Annotated in this window: 12 protein-coding genes; 3 read left to right on the forward strand and 9 right to left on the reverse strand. The window is 46.0% G+C overall.

The window, feature by feature from the left end; all coding sequences use genetic code 11:
• Window positions 1–387: 387 nt before the first annotated feature.
• The 6 genes from fre to trxA form a co-directional block, all read right to left on the reverse strand.
• Window positions 388–1,101, reverse strand: coding sequence for an NAD(P)H-flavin reductase (gene fre, locus AK966_RS18970; RefSeq protein ID WP_099081006.1), 714 nt, complete (start codon window positions 1,099–1,101; stop codon window positions 388–390).
• Between the two features lie 14 nt (window positions 1,102–1,115).
• Window positions 1,116–1,385, reverse strand: a complete 270-nt coding sequence (locus tag AK966_RS18975; protein WP_009696789.1) for a 2Fe-2S iron-sulfur cluster-binding protein — start codon at window positions 1,383–1,385, stop codon at window positions 1,116–1,118.
• Window positions 1,382–3,235, reverse strand: coding sequence for a 4-hydroxy-3-polyprenylbenzoate decarboxylase (ubiD, locus tag AK966_RS18980; RefSeq protein WP_119464723.1), 1,854 nt, complete (start codon window positions 3,233–3,235; stop codon window positions 1,382–1,384). The genes AK966_RS18975 and ubiD overlap by 4 nt, the downstream gene beginning before the upstream one ends.
• Before the next feature lie 106 nt (window positions 3,236–3,341).
• Window positions 3,342–4,334 (reverse strand): hypothetical protein, encoded by a 993-nt coding sequence (locus tag AK966_RS18985; RefSeq protein WP_099081008.1) that lies wholly within the window; start codon window positions 4,332–4,334, stop codon window positions 3,342–3,344.
• 106 nt (window positions 4,335–4,440) lie between these two features.
• Window positions 4,441–5,700 (reverse strand): transcription termination factor Rho, encoded by a 1,260-nt coding sequence (rho, locus tag AK966_RS18990; RefSeq protein ID WP_099081009.1) that lies wholly within the window; start codon window positions 5,698–5,700, stop codon window positions 4,441–4,443.
• 195 nt (window positions 5,701–5,895) lie between these two features.
• Window positions 5,896–6,222, reverse strand: a complete 327-nt coding sequence (gene trxA, locus AK966_RS18995; RefSeq protein WP_099081010.1) for a thioredoxin TrxA — start codon at window positions 6,220–6,222, stop codon at window positions 5,896–5,898.
• A 111-nt stretch (window positions 6,223–6,333) separates the two neighbouring features.
• Here trxA and rhlB point away from each other — a divergent pair, with 111 nt between their 5' ends.
• Both rhlB and gppA read left to right on the forward strand, forming a co-directional pair.
• A complete protein-coding gene (rhlB, locus tag AK966_RS19000; protein ID WP_099081011.1) occupies window positions 6,334–7,647 on the forward strand; it encodes an ATP-dependent RNA helicase RhlB in 1,314 nt (437 codons plus the stop codon).
• A 19-nt stretch (window positions 7,648–7,666) separates the two neighbouring features.
• On the forward strand, window positions 7,667–9,160 hold the full coding sequence (gppA, locus tag AK966_RS19005) for a guanosine-5'-triphosphate,3'-diphosphate diphosphatase (RefSeq protein ID WP_099081012.1): 1,494 nt from the start codon (window positions 7,667–7,669) through the stop codon (window positions 9,158–9,160).
• A gap of 204 nt (window positions 9,161–9,364) precedes the next feature.
• On the opposite strand, the gene AK966_RS19010 is transcribed toward gppA, so the two are convergent.
• The 3 genes from AK966_RS19010 to recQ all read right to left on the reverse strand — a co-directional run bounded on the left by AK966_RS19010 (window position 9,365) and on the right by recQ (window position 12,427).
• Window positions 9,365–10,039: a 7-cyano-7-deazaguanine/7-aminomethyl-7-deazaguanine transporter gene (locus tag AK966_RS19010; protein ID WP_099081013.1), complete on the reverse strand. Its 675-nt coding sequence runs from the start codon at window positions 10,037–10,039 to the stop codon at window positions 9,365–9,367.
• Between the two features lie 237 nt (window positions 10,040–10,276).
• Window positions 10,277–10,582, reverse strand: coding sequence for a DUF3630 family protein (locus AK966_RS19015; RefSeq protein ID WP_119464724.1), 306 nt, complete (start codon window positions 10,580–10,582; stop codon window positions 10,277–10,279).
• Between the two features lie 9 nt (window positions 10,583–10,591).
• The gene (recQ, locus tag AK966_RS19020; protein ID WP_099081014.1) at window positions 10,592–12,427 is read right to left on the reverse strand and encodes an ATP-dependent DNA helicase RecQ; all 1,836 of its coding nucleotides are present in this window, start codon (window positions 12,425–12,427) and stop codon (window positions 10,592–10,594) included.
• A gap of 175 nt (window positions 12,428–12,602) precedes the next feature.
• On the opposite strand from recQ, the gene rarD reads away from it, so the two are divergent.
• Window positions 12,603–13,517, forward strand: coding sequence for an EamA family transporter RarD (gene rarD, locus AK966_RS19025; RefSeq protein WP_119464725.1), 915 nt, complete (start codon window positions 12,603–12,605; stop codon window positions 13,515–13,517).
• The last annotated feature ends 55 nt before the right edge of the window (window positions 13,518–13,572 follow it).

Genomic DNA, 13,572 nt, shown 5'->3' on the forward strand with positions numbered 1-13,572 from the left:
ATTGGTCACTCAGTTCATTGAAACCTAATTTGAAACCGAAGTTTCTAATTGGATTATCATCAACGAGTGCCCACACAGATTGATAGGTCTATATTGTTAAAGAGCTTGCTCAGAAACTTTCTTTCTGAGAGGAGGTGCATTCTAACGAGATAATTGAGAGAGTCAAACACTTTTTCAATTTATTTTCTCAGAAGCTTTTCACCTCTCCGACCCTGCCGAAGCCTTATCGCGCCTGCCGTGTCGGTGGATGCGCATTATAGGGAACTCAGATCCGTTCGCAACCTTTTTTTGAAAAAAAATGGGAAAAAACAGCCGTTCGCTGACTATTTCATCAGAAAAGCAAAAAAGAGGATAAAAAATCCTCTTTTTATGCCTCAAAACCTGTTGTTAAATGAACGCATAAGCGTCTGCGAACATGCGCTCACTCTTGGCTTTCTTATTCTGAGTAAACTGCTCACGTGCTGCTCCCGCCATTTCAAAGCGACCAGCAATATAGATATCGTAGTTTTCTAAGCTTTCGAAATCGTCACTTATCGCTTGCAGCACATTACCGATTTTACCTTGCCAACCCTCAGGAGCCTCTTCTACTACAGGAACGAAGTGAACGTTAGCAAACTTATCGGCAAGCTCGACCAATTCTTCTTTTGCATATAACTGACAGTTATCGCGTGCTCCCCAATATAAGAAGATAGGGTTCGTTTTGTTCTGGGCAATACAGTGGTCCAAAATAGAACGGACGTAACTAAAGCCTGTACCACCAGCAATCAATAATAGTGGACGCTCACTTTCTTCTTGAATCCACGCATCACCATGTGGTGCATCAATTTCGATATGACCATCTGTTTCTAGCGCCGCTTGCATTGCTTCAACGACTTCTAACGCGTAAGCGTTATGTTCAGCCGCACCAATGTGTAGCTCAAGCTCGCCTTCATGACGACAAGGGCTACTTGCAATAGAAAAAGGACGCTTGTCTTTTTCACCCATGACAACCATTAAGTACTGACCAGCTTTAAAAGGTACTGGTGATTCTGGGTGAAGAAGGATTTGGTAAGTATTACAAGCTAACGGCTGAATAGACTTTACTTTACATTGGATGGTCATGGTGTTCCTCTCGCTTACTCATCAAAAGTAAGCACTAAATTACTTTCTGTATAGGCTTGGCAAGGGAATATCCAACCTTGCTGTTGCTCTTTTTCGGTTAGCATAGGTTCGAGGTGATAACTCACCTCGCCCGTTAGCTTTTTACACATGCACATGGCGCAAGCGCCAACTTGGCAACGGTGTGGGAAGCGAATATTGTTGTTGAGCGCAGCTTCCAACACGGTCTCCCCTTCTTTTACTTGGAACGTAACGTCCATTGGTAGAAGGTGGACTTGATGACTCATAGAATACCTAACTGGTCCCAAATCTCATCGACTTTAGCCACAAGTTTAGGATCTTTTTTGATAGGCACCCCCCACTCGCGCGTGACTTCAGATTCGAACTTATTGGTTGCGTCCAGCCCTAACTTAGATGAACTTTCGGTCTTTCCTGGAACTTGAACGGTGTCTCTATCCGGATCCATTCGAGTTGTCACCGCCCAAATGATGTCATTCCAATCTCGCACATTCACATCATCATCACACAAGATAATGAACTTATTATTTGTATACTGAGCAAAGAAATCCCATAAGCATTCCATCAACGCTTGAGATTGACCCGCTTGGTCTTTCTTCATCGTAACGACGGCAAACTGATTGTTCGCCGTTGATGGTAGATAGATGTCGACAATTTCCGGGCGTTGTTGTTTTAGTGTTTCCAGATCCGCTTCAGTGATGATTTTGTTATCACGTTCACTGATTGGAGATCGTGTTACTAGCTCAGCATCCCATTTAATGGTCGCGTCTAAGCCCATTTTGGACCCTAACCCAACCACTGGTGACGCAAAGTCAAGTGAGTCGATCGGCGTGTTATCAATCATCAAAGTATCACGCACAGGATCCATATGCTCTGTCATGGCTTTAACGACACTATCCCAATCTCGAGCATTAACCGACTCGTCACACACAATGACATACTTGGTGTACATAAACTGACGTAAGAAAGACCACACCCCCATCATCACGCGCTTCGCATGACCTGGATACTGCTTCTTCATCGTTACCACTGCCATTCGGTATGAACAGCCTTCTGGTGGCAGGTAGAAGTCTTCAATTTCTGGGAACTGCTTTTGCAAAATTGGCACAAAGACTTCGTTCAGCGCCAGCCCCAATACTGCCGGCTCATCTGGCGGACGACCTGTGTAGGTGCTGTGATAGATGGGGTCTTTGCGCATAGTAATATGCGTAATAGTGAAAACGTGATGCTTCTCTTTTTCGTTGTAATAGCCAGTGTGATCACCATAAGGCCCCTCATCAGCAAACTCGTTCGGATCAATGTACCCTTCCATCACCATTTCTGCACTCGCAGGTACTTCTAGATCATTACTGACCGATTTCACCACTTCGGTTTTGCTTCCGCGCAGCAAACCTGCAAACGCGTATTCCGATAATGTATCTGGCACTGGTGTCACTGCACCAAGAATGGTTGCGGGATCAGCGCCAAAAGCGACTGATACTGGGAAAGGTTTACCTGGGTTAGTTTCCATCCAGTCACGCAGATCTAACGCACCACCACGGTGAGCAAGCCAACGCATAATAATTTTATTTTTGGCAATTTTTTGCTGACGATAAATACCTAGATTCTGACGCTTCTTGTACGGACCTTTAGTTACCGTTAAACCCCAAGTCAGCAACGGGGCAATGTCTTCTGCCCAGCAGCTCATCACTGGGATTTTATCCAAATCGACGTCATCTCCTTGCCAAACAACCTCTTGGCAAGGCGCTTTACGCAGGCGCTTAGCTGGCATATTAAGCACTTGCTTGAATACAGGGAGCTTCTCTAAAGCATCTTTAAAGCCTTTTGGCGGCTCAGGCTCTTTTAAATAAGCCAGCAACTTACCTACTTCTCGTAATTCCTTAACGTCTGTGCGCCCCATACCTATCGCAACGCGTTCTGGCGTACCAAATAGGTTAGTCAGGACGGGGACGTCATAGCCAATTGGATTTTCAAACAACAGTGCAGGACCGCCAGCACGCAAGGTACGGTCGCTGATTTCTGTCATTTCGTAAGCGGGATCGACGGGGTGAGTGATGCGTTTAAGTCGACCTTTCTGTTCTAGATGATCGATAAATTCGCGTAAATCCTTAAAACTCATAGGCCTTCATATTGGCTGATTAAACTGTCCGCAGTATAACAAATAGGAAGACGCTAAGATCCCCCTATTTTGTGTGGGTATGTGAGCTAGGTAACGCCAAGAATGGTTACTTCAAAACGTTTTCAATCTGACGGGTTTGAACTTTCCGGTTGCTTGAGATCAGTTCTTCAAGCCAAGAATGATGGCCTTGCTTCGCTAACTCTCTTGCTACCAATGTTGCTTCTTCTGATAACGCCATTTTTGCGACTAAGAACTGTTTTACCTCAGGAGTGAGTGGATTGGACCGGGCCAGTAGCTCAATGGCATACGGCTTTAACGTTGGATTGACGGTTGAGTTCATCAGTTGCTGTAATGAAAACTCATCACCGACGTTTGCAAGGCGACCCAACTCGGTTTGACCATTATAATCCGCTCGCATTCGCCATAGCATATCGTACATGGCTTCATCTTGGCTTACTTGAGCCAAACGAGCCACTACCGCTGACGATGGTAACCAACTGGTCACATTGGCGTGAGTCAACTGCTTGGTTAATGCCTCTAAGGCACTTGGTGACAAGCTATCCAGTTCTCGAATAAGCAGTGCTTCACGAGTCTGCACTTGTGACGATGTGCCAGTCAGCCACTCTTTGAGGTTCAACTCATCGCGCTCTGCTTCTAAGACAAATTCTAAAGTGCGTTGGTCTTGCTTCCAGCGCTTGATCTGACGGCTCGCGATCGCAGGAAAATTAAATGCTGGGACACTGAATTCATAACCATCTCCACGTTCAAGCATTTGATAAGTCGGTATGATGCTAATTTGAGATTCAACAAAGATGGCCATTCTTGGCGTTAGGATGATGTTTTGCTGCTCAAACTTGTTGAGCAACAGAAAGCGGGCGACTTCTTGTTGAGGAAAAGCAAGTCGATCAAGGGCAAATTTAAGCGAGTCGACCTCGTCTCTGACCGCATAATCAAGCAGTTCAGATACTTTCGTTTGTATTTGGGTGTCCTGAAGCCACTGTTCTACCTCTGATGCCTGCATTTCCTTCGCAGATGATGTTGCGGGTAGCACCATAAGTGACAAGCTCAGGAGTAATGACGACAACATTCCGTGTTGCATGTTAACCTCCCGATAACATTTTCTTCATTCTGCTGTTTCTATCAGGAGAAAGCAATAAAAAAGCCACCGATATGCGGTGGCTATTTACAGAATGGCTTATCTGAGACTATTGACGACGCATTGCATCGAAGAACTCATCGTTGGTCTTCGTCATCGCTAATTTATCGATTAGGAATTCCATTGCGTCGATCTCGCCCATTGGGTGAACAATCTTACGCAAAATCCACATCTTCTGTAGTTCGTCAGTCTTAGTTAGTAGCTCTTCACGGCGAGTACCTGAGCGGTTGAAGTCAATCGCAGGGAATACGCGCTTCTCCGCAATCTTACGGTTCAAGTGCAGTTCCATGTTACCTGTACCCTTGAACTCTTCGTAGATAACTTCATCCATCTTAGAACCCGTGTCTACTAGCGCTGTCGCGATGATAGTTAGGCTGCCGCCTTCTTCTACGTTACGAGCTGCACCGAAGAAACGCTTAGGACGGTGTAGTGCGTTAGCATCCACACCACCTGTTAGTACTTTACCTGATGAAGGCACTACTGTGTTGTATGCACGAGCTAGACGAGTGATAGAGTCAAGCAAGATAACGACGTCTTTCTTGTGCTCAACAAGACGTTTTGCTTTCTCGATTACCATTTCTGCTACTTGTACGTGACGAGACGCTGGCTCATCGAACGTAGAAGCAACCACTTCACCTTTAACTAGACGTTGCATCTCGGTTACTTCTTCTGGACGTTCATCGATTAGAAGTACCATCAACTCACACTCAGGATGGTTGTATGCGATGCTTTGTGCAATATTTTGCAGAAGCATTGTCTTACCCGCTTTAGGCGGAGCAACAATCAGGCCACGCTGGCCTTTACCGATTGGTGAAGCCAAATCAAGAATACGAGCGGTAATATCTTCAGTCGCACCGTTACCACGTTCCATAACCATACGTTCATTGGCATGAAGAGGAGTCAGGTTTTCAAAGAGGATTTTATTACGCGCGTTGTCTGGCTTATCGTGGTTGACCGTGTTTACTTTTAATAGTGCAAAGTAACGTTCGCCATCTTTTGGTGGACGAATTTTCCCGGCAATCGAATCACCTGTACGTAGGTTGAAGCGACGAATCTGACTTGGTGAAACATAGATGTCGTCCGGACCTGCTAGGTATGAGCTGTCTGCACTGCGTAGAAAACCAAAGCCGTCTTGCAGAATTTCCAGAACCCCATCGCCAAAGATGTCTTCGCCGCCTTTCGCGTGCGCTTTAAGAATTGCGAAGATGATGTCTTGTTTTCTCAGGCGCGCTAGGTTCTCAAGCCCTAAGCTTTCGCCAAGCTTTACAAGGTCAGACACAGGTCTGTTCTTCAGTTCGGTAAGATTCATGGTGGTGGATTCTTGTTTAGTCAAAATAAGATCTGTTTTCTAGTTAAGATGGATTTGGTCTCAGGATCGACCAAGAAGAGAATTTGTTCAATTAACGCACGATAAGTTAGCACTAATTACTATTCTAGTCCAGAGTTAGAAAAACAAAACCGCGCATTGTTACATTGCACGGTTTTATTTGTAATCACGTGGTGATTATAGATTTGCGTCCAAAAACTCTTTTAGTTGAGTCTTAGACAGAGCACCAACTTTCGTTGCCGCTACGTTACCGTCTTTAAATAACAGTAGCGTTGGAATGCCGCGAATACCAAACTTCGGCGGTGTGCCTGCGTTATGGTCAATATTTAGTTTACCGATAGTGAGCTTGCCTGCGTATTCATCAGCGATCTCGTCCAGAATTGGCGCAATCATTTTACAAGGACCACACCATTCTGCCCAGAAATCCACTAAAACCGGGCCTGCAGCATTGATTACATCGTTTTCAAAACCATCATCAGTAAGCTGCAAAATCTTATCACTCATCTTCCACTCCAATGTGTTTTTAGAAACTGGTTGGATGATAACCAGTAATTAGATGCCCTATTGGAATGTATTTACTTTCGTATTGCAAGCTTTAGCTGATATTCTATAGTCATGAAAAAGACGCATATCACAGAGCAAAAGTTCGCCGATTTGGATTTAAAGCCCCAAGTCATTGAAGGATTGGATAAAAAAGGGTTCGAATATTGTACCCCTATCCAAGCCTTGGCGTTGCCGGTACTGCTCACCGGCCAAGACATCGCAGGCCAGGCCCAAACGGGTACTGGTAAAACGCTCGCGTTTCTTACTGCTACTTTCAACCACCTTCTGACGACACCAGAACCTGAAGGTCGCCAACCAACCCAGCCTCGCGCCATTATTATGGCACCGACACGTGAATTAGCGATTCAGATCTTTAATGATGCTGAACCTCTGATTGCGAGTACAGGTCTAAAAGCGGCATTAGCTTATGGCGGCGAGAGCTACGATAAGCAATTGTCTAAGCTACAAGACGGTGTAGACATTCTGATTGGTACCACTGGCCGTATCATTGATTTTTACAAGCAGCGCGTATTCAACCTAAACAACATTCAAGCTGTTGTGTTGGATGAAGCAGACCGAATGTTCGATCTTGGCTTTATTAAGGACATTCGTTTCTTATTCCGTCGCATGCCTGAACCAAAAGAGCGTCTAAACATGCTGTTCTCAGCAACGCTGTCGTACCGCGTACAAGAATTAGCGTTTGAACATATGCACAACCCTGAGCATGTTGTCGTCGAGCCTGAGCAAAAAACCGGTCACCGTATCCAAGAAGAGCTGTTCTACCCTTCTAACGAAGACAAGATGACTCTACTTCAGACTCTTATTGAAGAAGACTGGCCAGATCGCGCGATCATATTCGCCAACACCAAACATAAGTGCGAATCTGTCTGGGGTCATCTAGCAGCAGATGGCCATCGTGTTGGTCTACTGACCGGCGACGTTCCTCAGAAAAAACGCGAAAAGATTCTTGAACAATTTACTCGCGGTGAAGTAGACCTTTTAGTTGCAACTGACGTTGCTGCTCGTGGCCTACATATTCCTCAGGTAACACACGTATTCAACTACGACTTACCAGACGATTGTGAAGATTACGTTCACCGTATCGGCCGTACTGGTCGTGCAGGTGCAAGTGGTCACTCAATCAGCTTTGCTTGTGAAGAGTACGCAATCAACTTGCCTGCGATTGAAGAATACATCGAACATACAATCCCAGTATCGGATTACGATGCATCGGCTCTGATCCAAGATCTGCCAGAACCAATCCGTATGCGTGCGCCTCGTGTTCAGCAACGTCGTACCAATACCGGTGGCACGCGCTCTGGTAACCGTAAGCCGCAAGGACGCCGTCCTCGTCAACCACGTCAATCAGCGCCAAAACAATCATAAAAGGAAACTGAAGTCGTTTATGAGTCAAGCAGGATCATCACCGCTATACGCAGCCATCGACCTCGGGTCGAACAGTTTTCACATGCTCGTTGTGCGTCATATCGATGGCAGCGTTCAAACCATGGCTAAAATTAAGCGCAAAGTTCGTCTTGCTGCGGGCTTAGATGAACGTAACTCTCTTAGTATGGAAGCTATGCAGCGAGGATGGGACTGCTTAAGTCTATTTGCAGAACGCTTGCAGGATATTCCTAAACAAAACATCCGTATTGTCGGTACCGCAACATTGCGCACAGCTATCAATGCGGATGTTTTTTTAGAGAAAGCAAACCAAATTTTAGGTCAGCCTATCGAAGTGATTAGTGGCGAAGAAGAAGCTGCCACTATCTATAAGGGCGTTGCTCATACTTCTGGAGGTAGTGGCCGTCGCCTAGTAGTCGATATCGGCGGTGCGAGTACTGAGCTGATCATCGGTGAAGGCTTTGAGGCTAAAGCGCTAACTAGCTTAAAAATGGGCTGTGTCACTTGGTTAGAGCACTTCTTTAAAGACCGTCAGTTGAATGCGCGTAATTTCGAAGCCGCGATTGAAGGCGCGAAACAAACCCTAAAGCCGATTCTGGAGCAGTATACTGATCTCGGCTGGGATATTTGTGTTGGCGCATCAGGCACGGTTCAAGCATTACAAGAAATTATGCTGACACAAGGTATGGATGAGGTCATTACTCACACCAAGCTGAAGCGTCTACAAAAACAAGCTATGCAGGCCGATCACTTAGAAGAGCTTGATATCGAAGGTTTAACCCTTGAACGCGCACTGGTATTTCCAAGTGGCTTATCCATTTTGATCGCGATTTTCGAACTGCTAGAAATCGATGCTATGACTCTTGCTGGCGGTGCACTACGTGAAGGTCTCGTGTACGGAATGGTCGAAGAGTTGCGTCAGAATGATATTCGTGCCCGTACGATTAGCAGCGTACAAACTCGTTACCAATTGGATCGCCAGTATGGTGAGCAAGTCGCGAGCCTCGCGAGTAAGCTACTCGATCAAGCAGGCGGCAATGTGTGGGTCGCAGAGCATCAGGGCAAAATGCTACTAGAAACCACCGCCAAACTGCACGAAATCGGTTTAACCATCGATTTCAAAAAAGGTGGGGAGCACAGCGCCTACCTACTTCAGCATTTGGACTTGCCAGGTTACACGCGCGCGCAGAAGTTCTTTATCGGCGAAATTGCTCGCCGTTACCGAGAGCAACTAACCTCGTTACCTGAACAACATGCCATGTCAGGTACCAGCGGTAAGCGTGTCCTTCGTTTATTGCGCCTTGCTGTTCTACTTAGCCATCGCCGCACCCCTGATTTAGAGCCTAAAGTGACGCTAACAGCAGAGGACGACAAACTAACACTCAGTATTGATGCAGCATGGTTAGCGGCAAATCCGCTAACCGCCGCAGAGTTGGAAATCGAAGCTAACCGTCAGACTGACATCGGCTGGCCGTTAAGCATAGTGAGTTGTTAGTTAGCACGATTGCTAAATACTTCGTTAAAGGTCCCATTCGGGGCCTTTTTTTATTATTCATTTTTCACTTGTACAGCTTAGGGAGCTTTTGGACACCAATAATCTAATTACTCCCCACGCTGTACAGACCGAACAAACGCCCTTCCGACAAAAACAAAAAAGCCGCTTGAATTAAACAAGCGGCTTTCGGGGTTCCCACTGAAATTAGGACTGAACCGTCGTTCCTACTTTGAAGTTCGGATTCACCGCCGTCAGCCTCTTAATCAAATAGTTAAGCAACATACCATACATTGGAACAAACAGACCCAAGCTAATAATCAGTTTGAAACCGTAATCCACCAGCGCGATTTCTGTCCAGTGTGCCGCCATAAATGGGTCTGGGCTTTGGTAAAACGCAATGGCAAAGAAAGCAACGGTATCTAATGCATTACCGAAAAGTGTTGAACACGTTGGCGCAACCCACCACTGCTTCATTTGGCGCAGGCGGTTAAACACGTGCACATCCATGATCTGACCAAGTAAGTACGCCATGAAGCTAGCAATCGCGATACGAGCAACAAACAGATTGAATTCCCCTAATTGAGAAAAACCTTGGAACTGCCCTTCAAAAAACACCACGGATAAGAAGTACGACACGACTAACGCAGGCAGCATCACTAAAAAGATGATCTTACGTGCCATTTGCGCACCGAAAATTCGTACGGTTAGGTCAGTCGCCAAAAAGATAAATGGAAAGGTGAATGCGCCCCAAGTGGTATGGAAGCCAAAGATAGTAAACGGTAGCTGAACTAGGTAATTGCTCGATGCAATAATCACTAGGTGGAATAGAGCCAGATAGATAAGGGCGTTGCGCTGCTGCGCAGGGGTAAAGTTACTCATGCGATACCTTTTTAGTTTGGTTTGGGGGTGAGGGAACCCAAATCGAGCGCTTAATAAAAAACGACTCTTACCAACAATGTAAAAATGAAATATAAAATAGCTTAACTCATTCCGAGTTAAACGGTGGGTGATTATACAGTAACCACTTTTCGCTGCAAGTCGTCTGTTTTACGCAAACGTTTGGGCTTAAAAAAGAGCGTTTCATGTGAAACACCCTTTGTAAATACACCAAAGTTTCTAGAAGCCGCGTTGGAACAATCCCGCTAGGTAATCCAACTCTTCCCTGCTCTCTTCAATCGCTAAGGCTTCAAACCAAATCGCTTCACTATAATGCTCCGCTTTCATAAACAGTCGACAATCTTCAAAGTCAATCAACCAAGAGTGAATGTCGGCATCCCACTGTTTTTCAACCACAGTAGCAGATAGCAGTCCAACTAAACGTTCACCCAAAGCAGGAAAAGTATCAAGGTCAAAGCTCGGCGCGGTAATGATTAATCGCCCTTCTTGTTCCATGTAGTCCGCTAAGCCAAATTCCTTTTGCATCTTGGTTCCTTATCCGTGGTGAGTAATGTGTTCTTGAATCAAATCAAGGAATGGATCGGCGTACTTCTCCAGCTTACGCTGACCAACACCGCTTACCGCTAGCATTTCACCGTAAGAGGTTGGCAAAATCTCGGCCATATCAATCAGAGTAGCGTCACTGAATACGACGTATGGAGGCAGACCATCTTCATCGGCAATCGACTTACGCAGCTTACGCAGTTTCGCGAACAACTTCTTATCGTAATTCTTACTCGTCAGTTTATCCGACTTCGCAGCACGTGCAGCGGTATCCAAACGAGGCACCGCCAACTCTAGTGATATATCACCTCGCAACAACGGACGCGCCTCTTCGGTTAATTGCAGCGTTGAGTTACGCGTAATATTTTGAAACAGCAAGCCTTTATGAATAAGCTGACGAAAGATACTGATCCAATAATCATGGCTGTGGTCACGCCCTAACCCGTAGGTGGAAATTTTATCATGCCCATTTTCGCGCACACGAATGTTCTGCATCCCGCGTAACACCTCAACGACGTAACCCATACCAAAGCTTTGGTTTACGCGGTACACACAAGACAATGCCTTACGCGCTTCTTCGGTAGCATCAAAGTGTTTCGGTGGGTCTAAGCAAATATCGCAGTTACCACAGGGCTTATCACGATACTCACCAAAATAATTGAGTAAGACCTGACGACGGCATGTTTGCGCTTCCGCAAACGCGCTCATCGCATTTAATTTGTGGCTTTCCACTTGCTTCTGTGGACCGTCGTCCTTTTCATCTAACATACGACGCAGCCAACTGATATCCGCAGGGTCATACAGCATCATCGCTTCAGCAGGCAGGCCATCACGCCCCGCACGACCGGTTTCCTGATAATAGGATTCGATATTACGCGGGATATCAAAGTGCACTACAAAACGCACGTTTGGCTTGTTGATACCCATACCGAATGCCACGGTCGCGACAACGATTTGGATATCATCACGTTGGAAAGCTTCTTGGACATAAGCGCGCTCGTCAGCATCCATACCAGCATGGTAGCCTGCGGCTCGAATGTGGTTGTTGCACAACTTCTCAGTCACCATCTCGACTTTCTTACGGCTACTGCAATAGATAATGCCGCAGTTGCCCTTTTGGGTTTCAAGATAACGAACGATTTGCGACACGGGCTTGTGCTTCTCAACCAAGTTGTAGCGAATATTAGGACGGTCGAAGCTGCCTAAGTAAACTTCTGGATGACTCAGTTGAAGACGCTCAAGAATGTCTCGACGCGTAGCGTCATCAGCTGTCGCGGTCAGCGCCATAAATGGCACGTGCGAGAACTGCTGCTTCAGCTGGCCAAGCGCAGCATACTCAGGCCGGAAATCGTGTCCCCACTGCGAAATACAGTGCGCTTCATCGACAGCAATCATCGACAACGGCAAGTTTTCCAAACGCTCAATGAAATCACGCATTAATACGCGCTCTGGCGAGACGTACACCAATTTAAGGTGACCAGTATGCATGCGGTTATACACGCTGAGCAGCTCTTCACGTGGCATGGTCGAGTTAATGCACTCAGCAGCCACACCATTCGCTTTCAGCTGATCAACTTGGTCTTTCATCAACGAGATAAGCGGAGAAATCACCAAGGTAATGCCAGAGCGAACCAATGCAGGGATTTGATAACACAGTGACTTACCACCACCCGTAGGCAGAATAACCAAGCTATCGCGACCTTCTACCGCCGCATCAATCACCAGTTGCTGACCATCACGGAACTCCTGGTAACCAAACACATCCTCCAGCATACGTTGAGGAGTTACAGGCAGATCTGATTGTTCGGCTAACAAGGTCGAGGTCATGAATAATCTCAGGTTGGGTCATAAAAGAAGTGCTATTGCATGCTACCAACACACAAAATGAAGGCACATTGTAATGGGGTTTGATGGTGAATAAAACCGCAAATTGCTAGGTGATTCTACTCACGACTCGTATACTGATTTTCTGCTCTATAAACACACAATTAGGTGACACTCCATGACCCTAGAAGAACAACAGCGTGCAAAACAAGGCGTCTTGCTTGCGATTGGTGCGTACACTATGTGGGGCATTGCTCCCATGTACTTCAAATCAATCGCACAGGTCTCGCCTTTAGAGATCTTAAGTCACCGCGTCATTTGGTCTTTCTTTTTACTTGCTGCGCTCCTCCATTTTGGTCGTCGTTGGCGCTCAGTGTTTAGCGTTATCAAAGACAAAACTAAAATCGTCTACTTACTGTTTAGTTCTGTGCTGATTGGTGCCAACTGGTTGATCTTCATCTGGGCGGTGAACTCCAATCACATGCTGGATGCAAGTCTCGGCTATTACATCAATCCATTAATCAATGTCTTACTCGGAATGATTTTCCTTGGTGAACGACTTCGCCATTTGCAATGGTTTGCTGTTGTACTTGCCGCGTGTGGTGTATTGGTCCAGTTAATTGTGTTTGGCTCTGTCCCTGTGGTGGCTATTGCACTCGCCATGAGCTTTGGAATTTATGGATTGCTGCGTAAAAAAGTCAGCCTTGATGCTCAAACAGGGCTATTTATTGAAACGTGCATGTTACTCCCCGCCGCCCTTATTTACCTGTTGTTCATCGCAAGCACGCCTACATCGAATATGTTTAATAACTCATGGCAGTTAAATAGCCTATTGATAGCTGCAGGTGTGATCACCACACTTCCTTTGCTGTGTTTTACCGGAGCAGCGACACGCCTTAAACTCTCGACGCTAGGCTTCTTCCAGTACATTGGGCCAAGCTTGATGTTCTTGCTTGCGGTACTGATTTACGGCGAACCGTTCACCACAGATAAAGCGCTCACTTTCGCTTTCATCTGGGGTGCATTAGTCGTGTTTAGCTTTGATGGTCTGCGTAATAACCGTAAATCGCGTAGAGCAATCCAGATTCAATGACTTTTTTTACAAGACAAGTTAAAAATTGATGGATAAGCTTGGTCATAATGTGACC

The organism is Vibrio sp. PID23_8 (assembly GCF_003584965.1).
In the GTDB taxonomy this organism is placed as follows: Bacteria; Pseudomonadota; Gammaproteobacteria; order Enterobacterales; family Vibrionaceae; genus Vibrio.

Excerpts from the sequence above, each read along its gene's own strand:
- AK966_RS18985 (WP_099081008.1), bottom strand. The coding sequence starts at position 4,334 with ATGCAACACGGAATGTTGTCGTCATTACTCCTGAGCTTGTCACTTATG.
- gppA (WP_099081012.1), top strand. The coding sequence starts at position 7,667 with ATGAGTCAAGCAGGATCATCACCGCTATACGCAGCCATCGACCTCGGG.
- rhlB (WP_099081011.1), top strand. The coding sequence starts at position 6,334 with ATGAAAAAGACGCATATCACAGAGCAAAAGTTCGCCGATTTGGATTTA.
- recQ (WP_099081014.1), bottom strand. The coding sequence starts at position 12,427 with ATGACCTCGACCTTGTTAGCCGAACAATCAGATCTGCCTGTAACTCCT.
- rho (WP_099081009.1), bottom strand. The coding sequence starts at position 5,700 with ATGAATCTTACCGAACTGAAGAACAGACCTGTGTCTGACCTTGTAAAG.
- ubiD (WP_119464723.1), bottom strand. The coding sequence starts at position 3,235 with ATGAGTTTTAAGGATTTACGCGAATTTATCGATCATCTAGAACAGAAA.
- trxA (WP_099081010.1), bottom strand. The coding sequence starts at position 6,222 with ATGAGTGATAAGATTTTGCAGCTTACTGATGATGGTTTTGAAAACGAT.
- AK966_RS19010 (WP_099081013.1), bottom strand. The coding sequence starts at position 10,039 with ATGAGTAACTTTACCCCTGCGCAGCAGCGCAACGCCCTTATCTATCTG.
- AK966_RS19015 (WP_119464724.1), bottom strand. The coding sequence starts at position 10,582 with ATGCAAAAGGAATTTGGCTTAGCGGACTACATGGAACAAGAAGGGCGA.
- rarD (WP_119464725.1), top strand. The coding sequence starts at position 12,603 with ATGACCCTAGAAGAACAACAGCGTGCAAAACAAGGCGTCTTGCTTGCG.
- fre (WP_099081006.1), bottom strand. The coding sequence starts at position 1,101 with ATGACCATCCAATGTAAAGTAAAGTCTATTCAGCCGTTAGCTTGTAAT.
- AK966_RS18975 (WP_009696789.1), bottom strand. The coding sequence starts at position 1,385 with ATGAGTCATCAAGTCCACCTTCTACCAATGGACGTTACGTTCCAAGTA.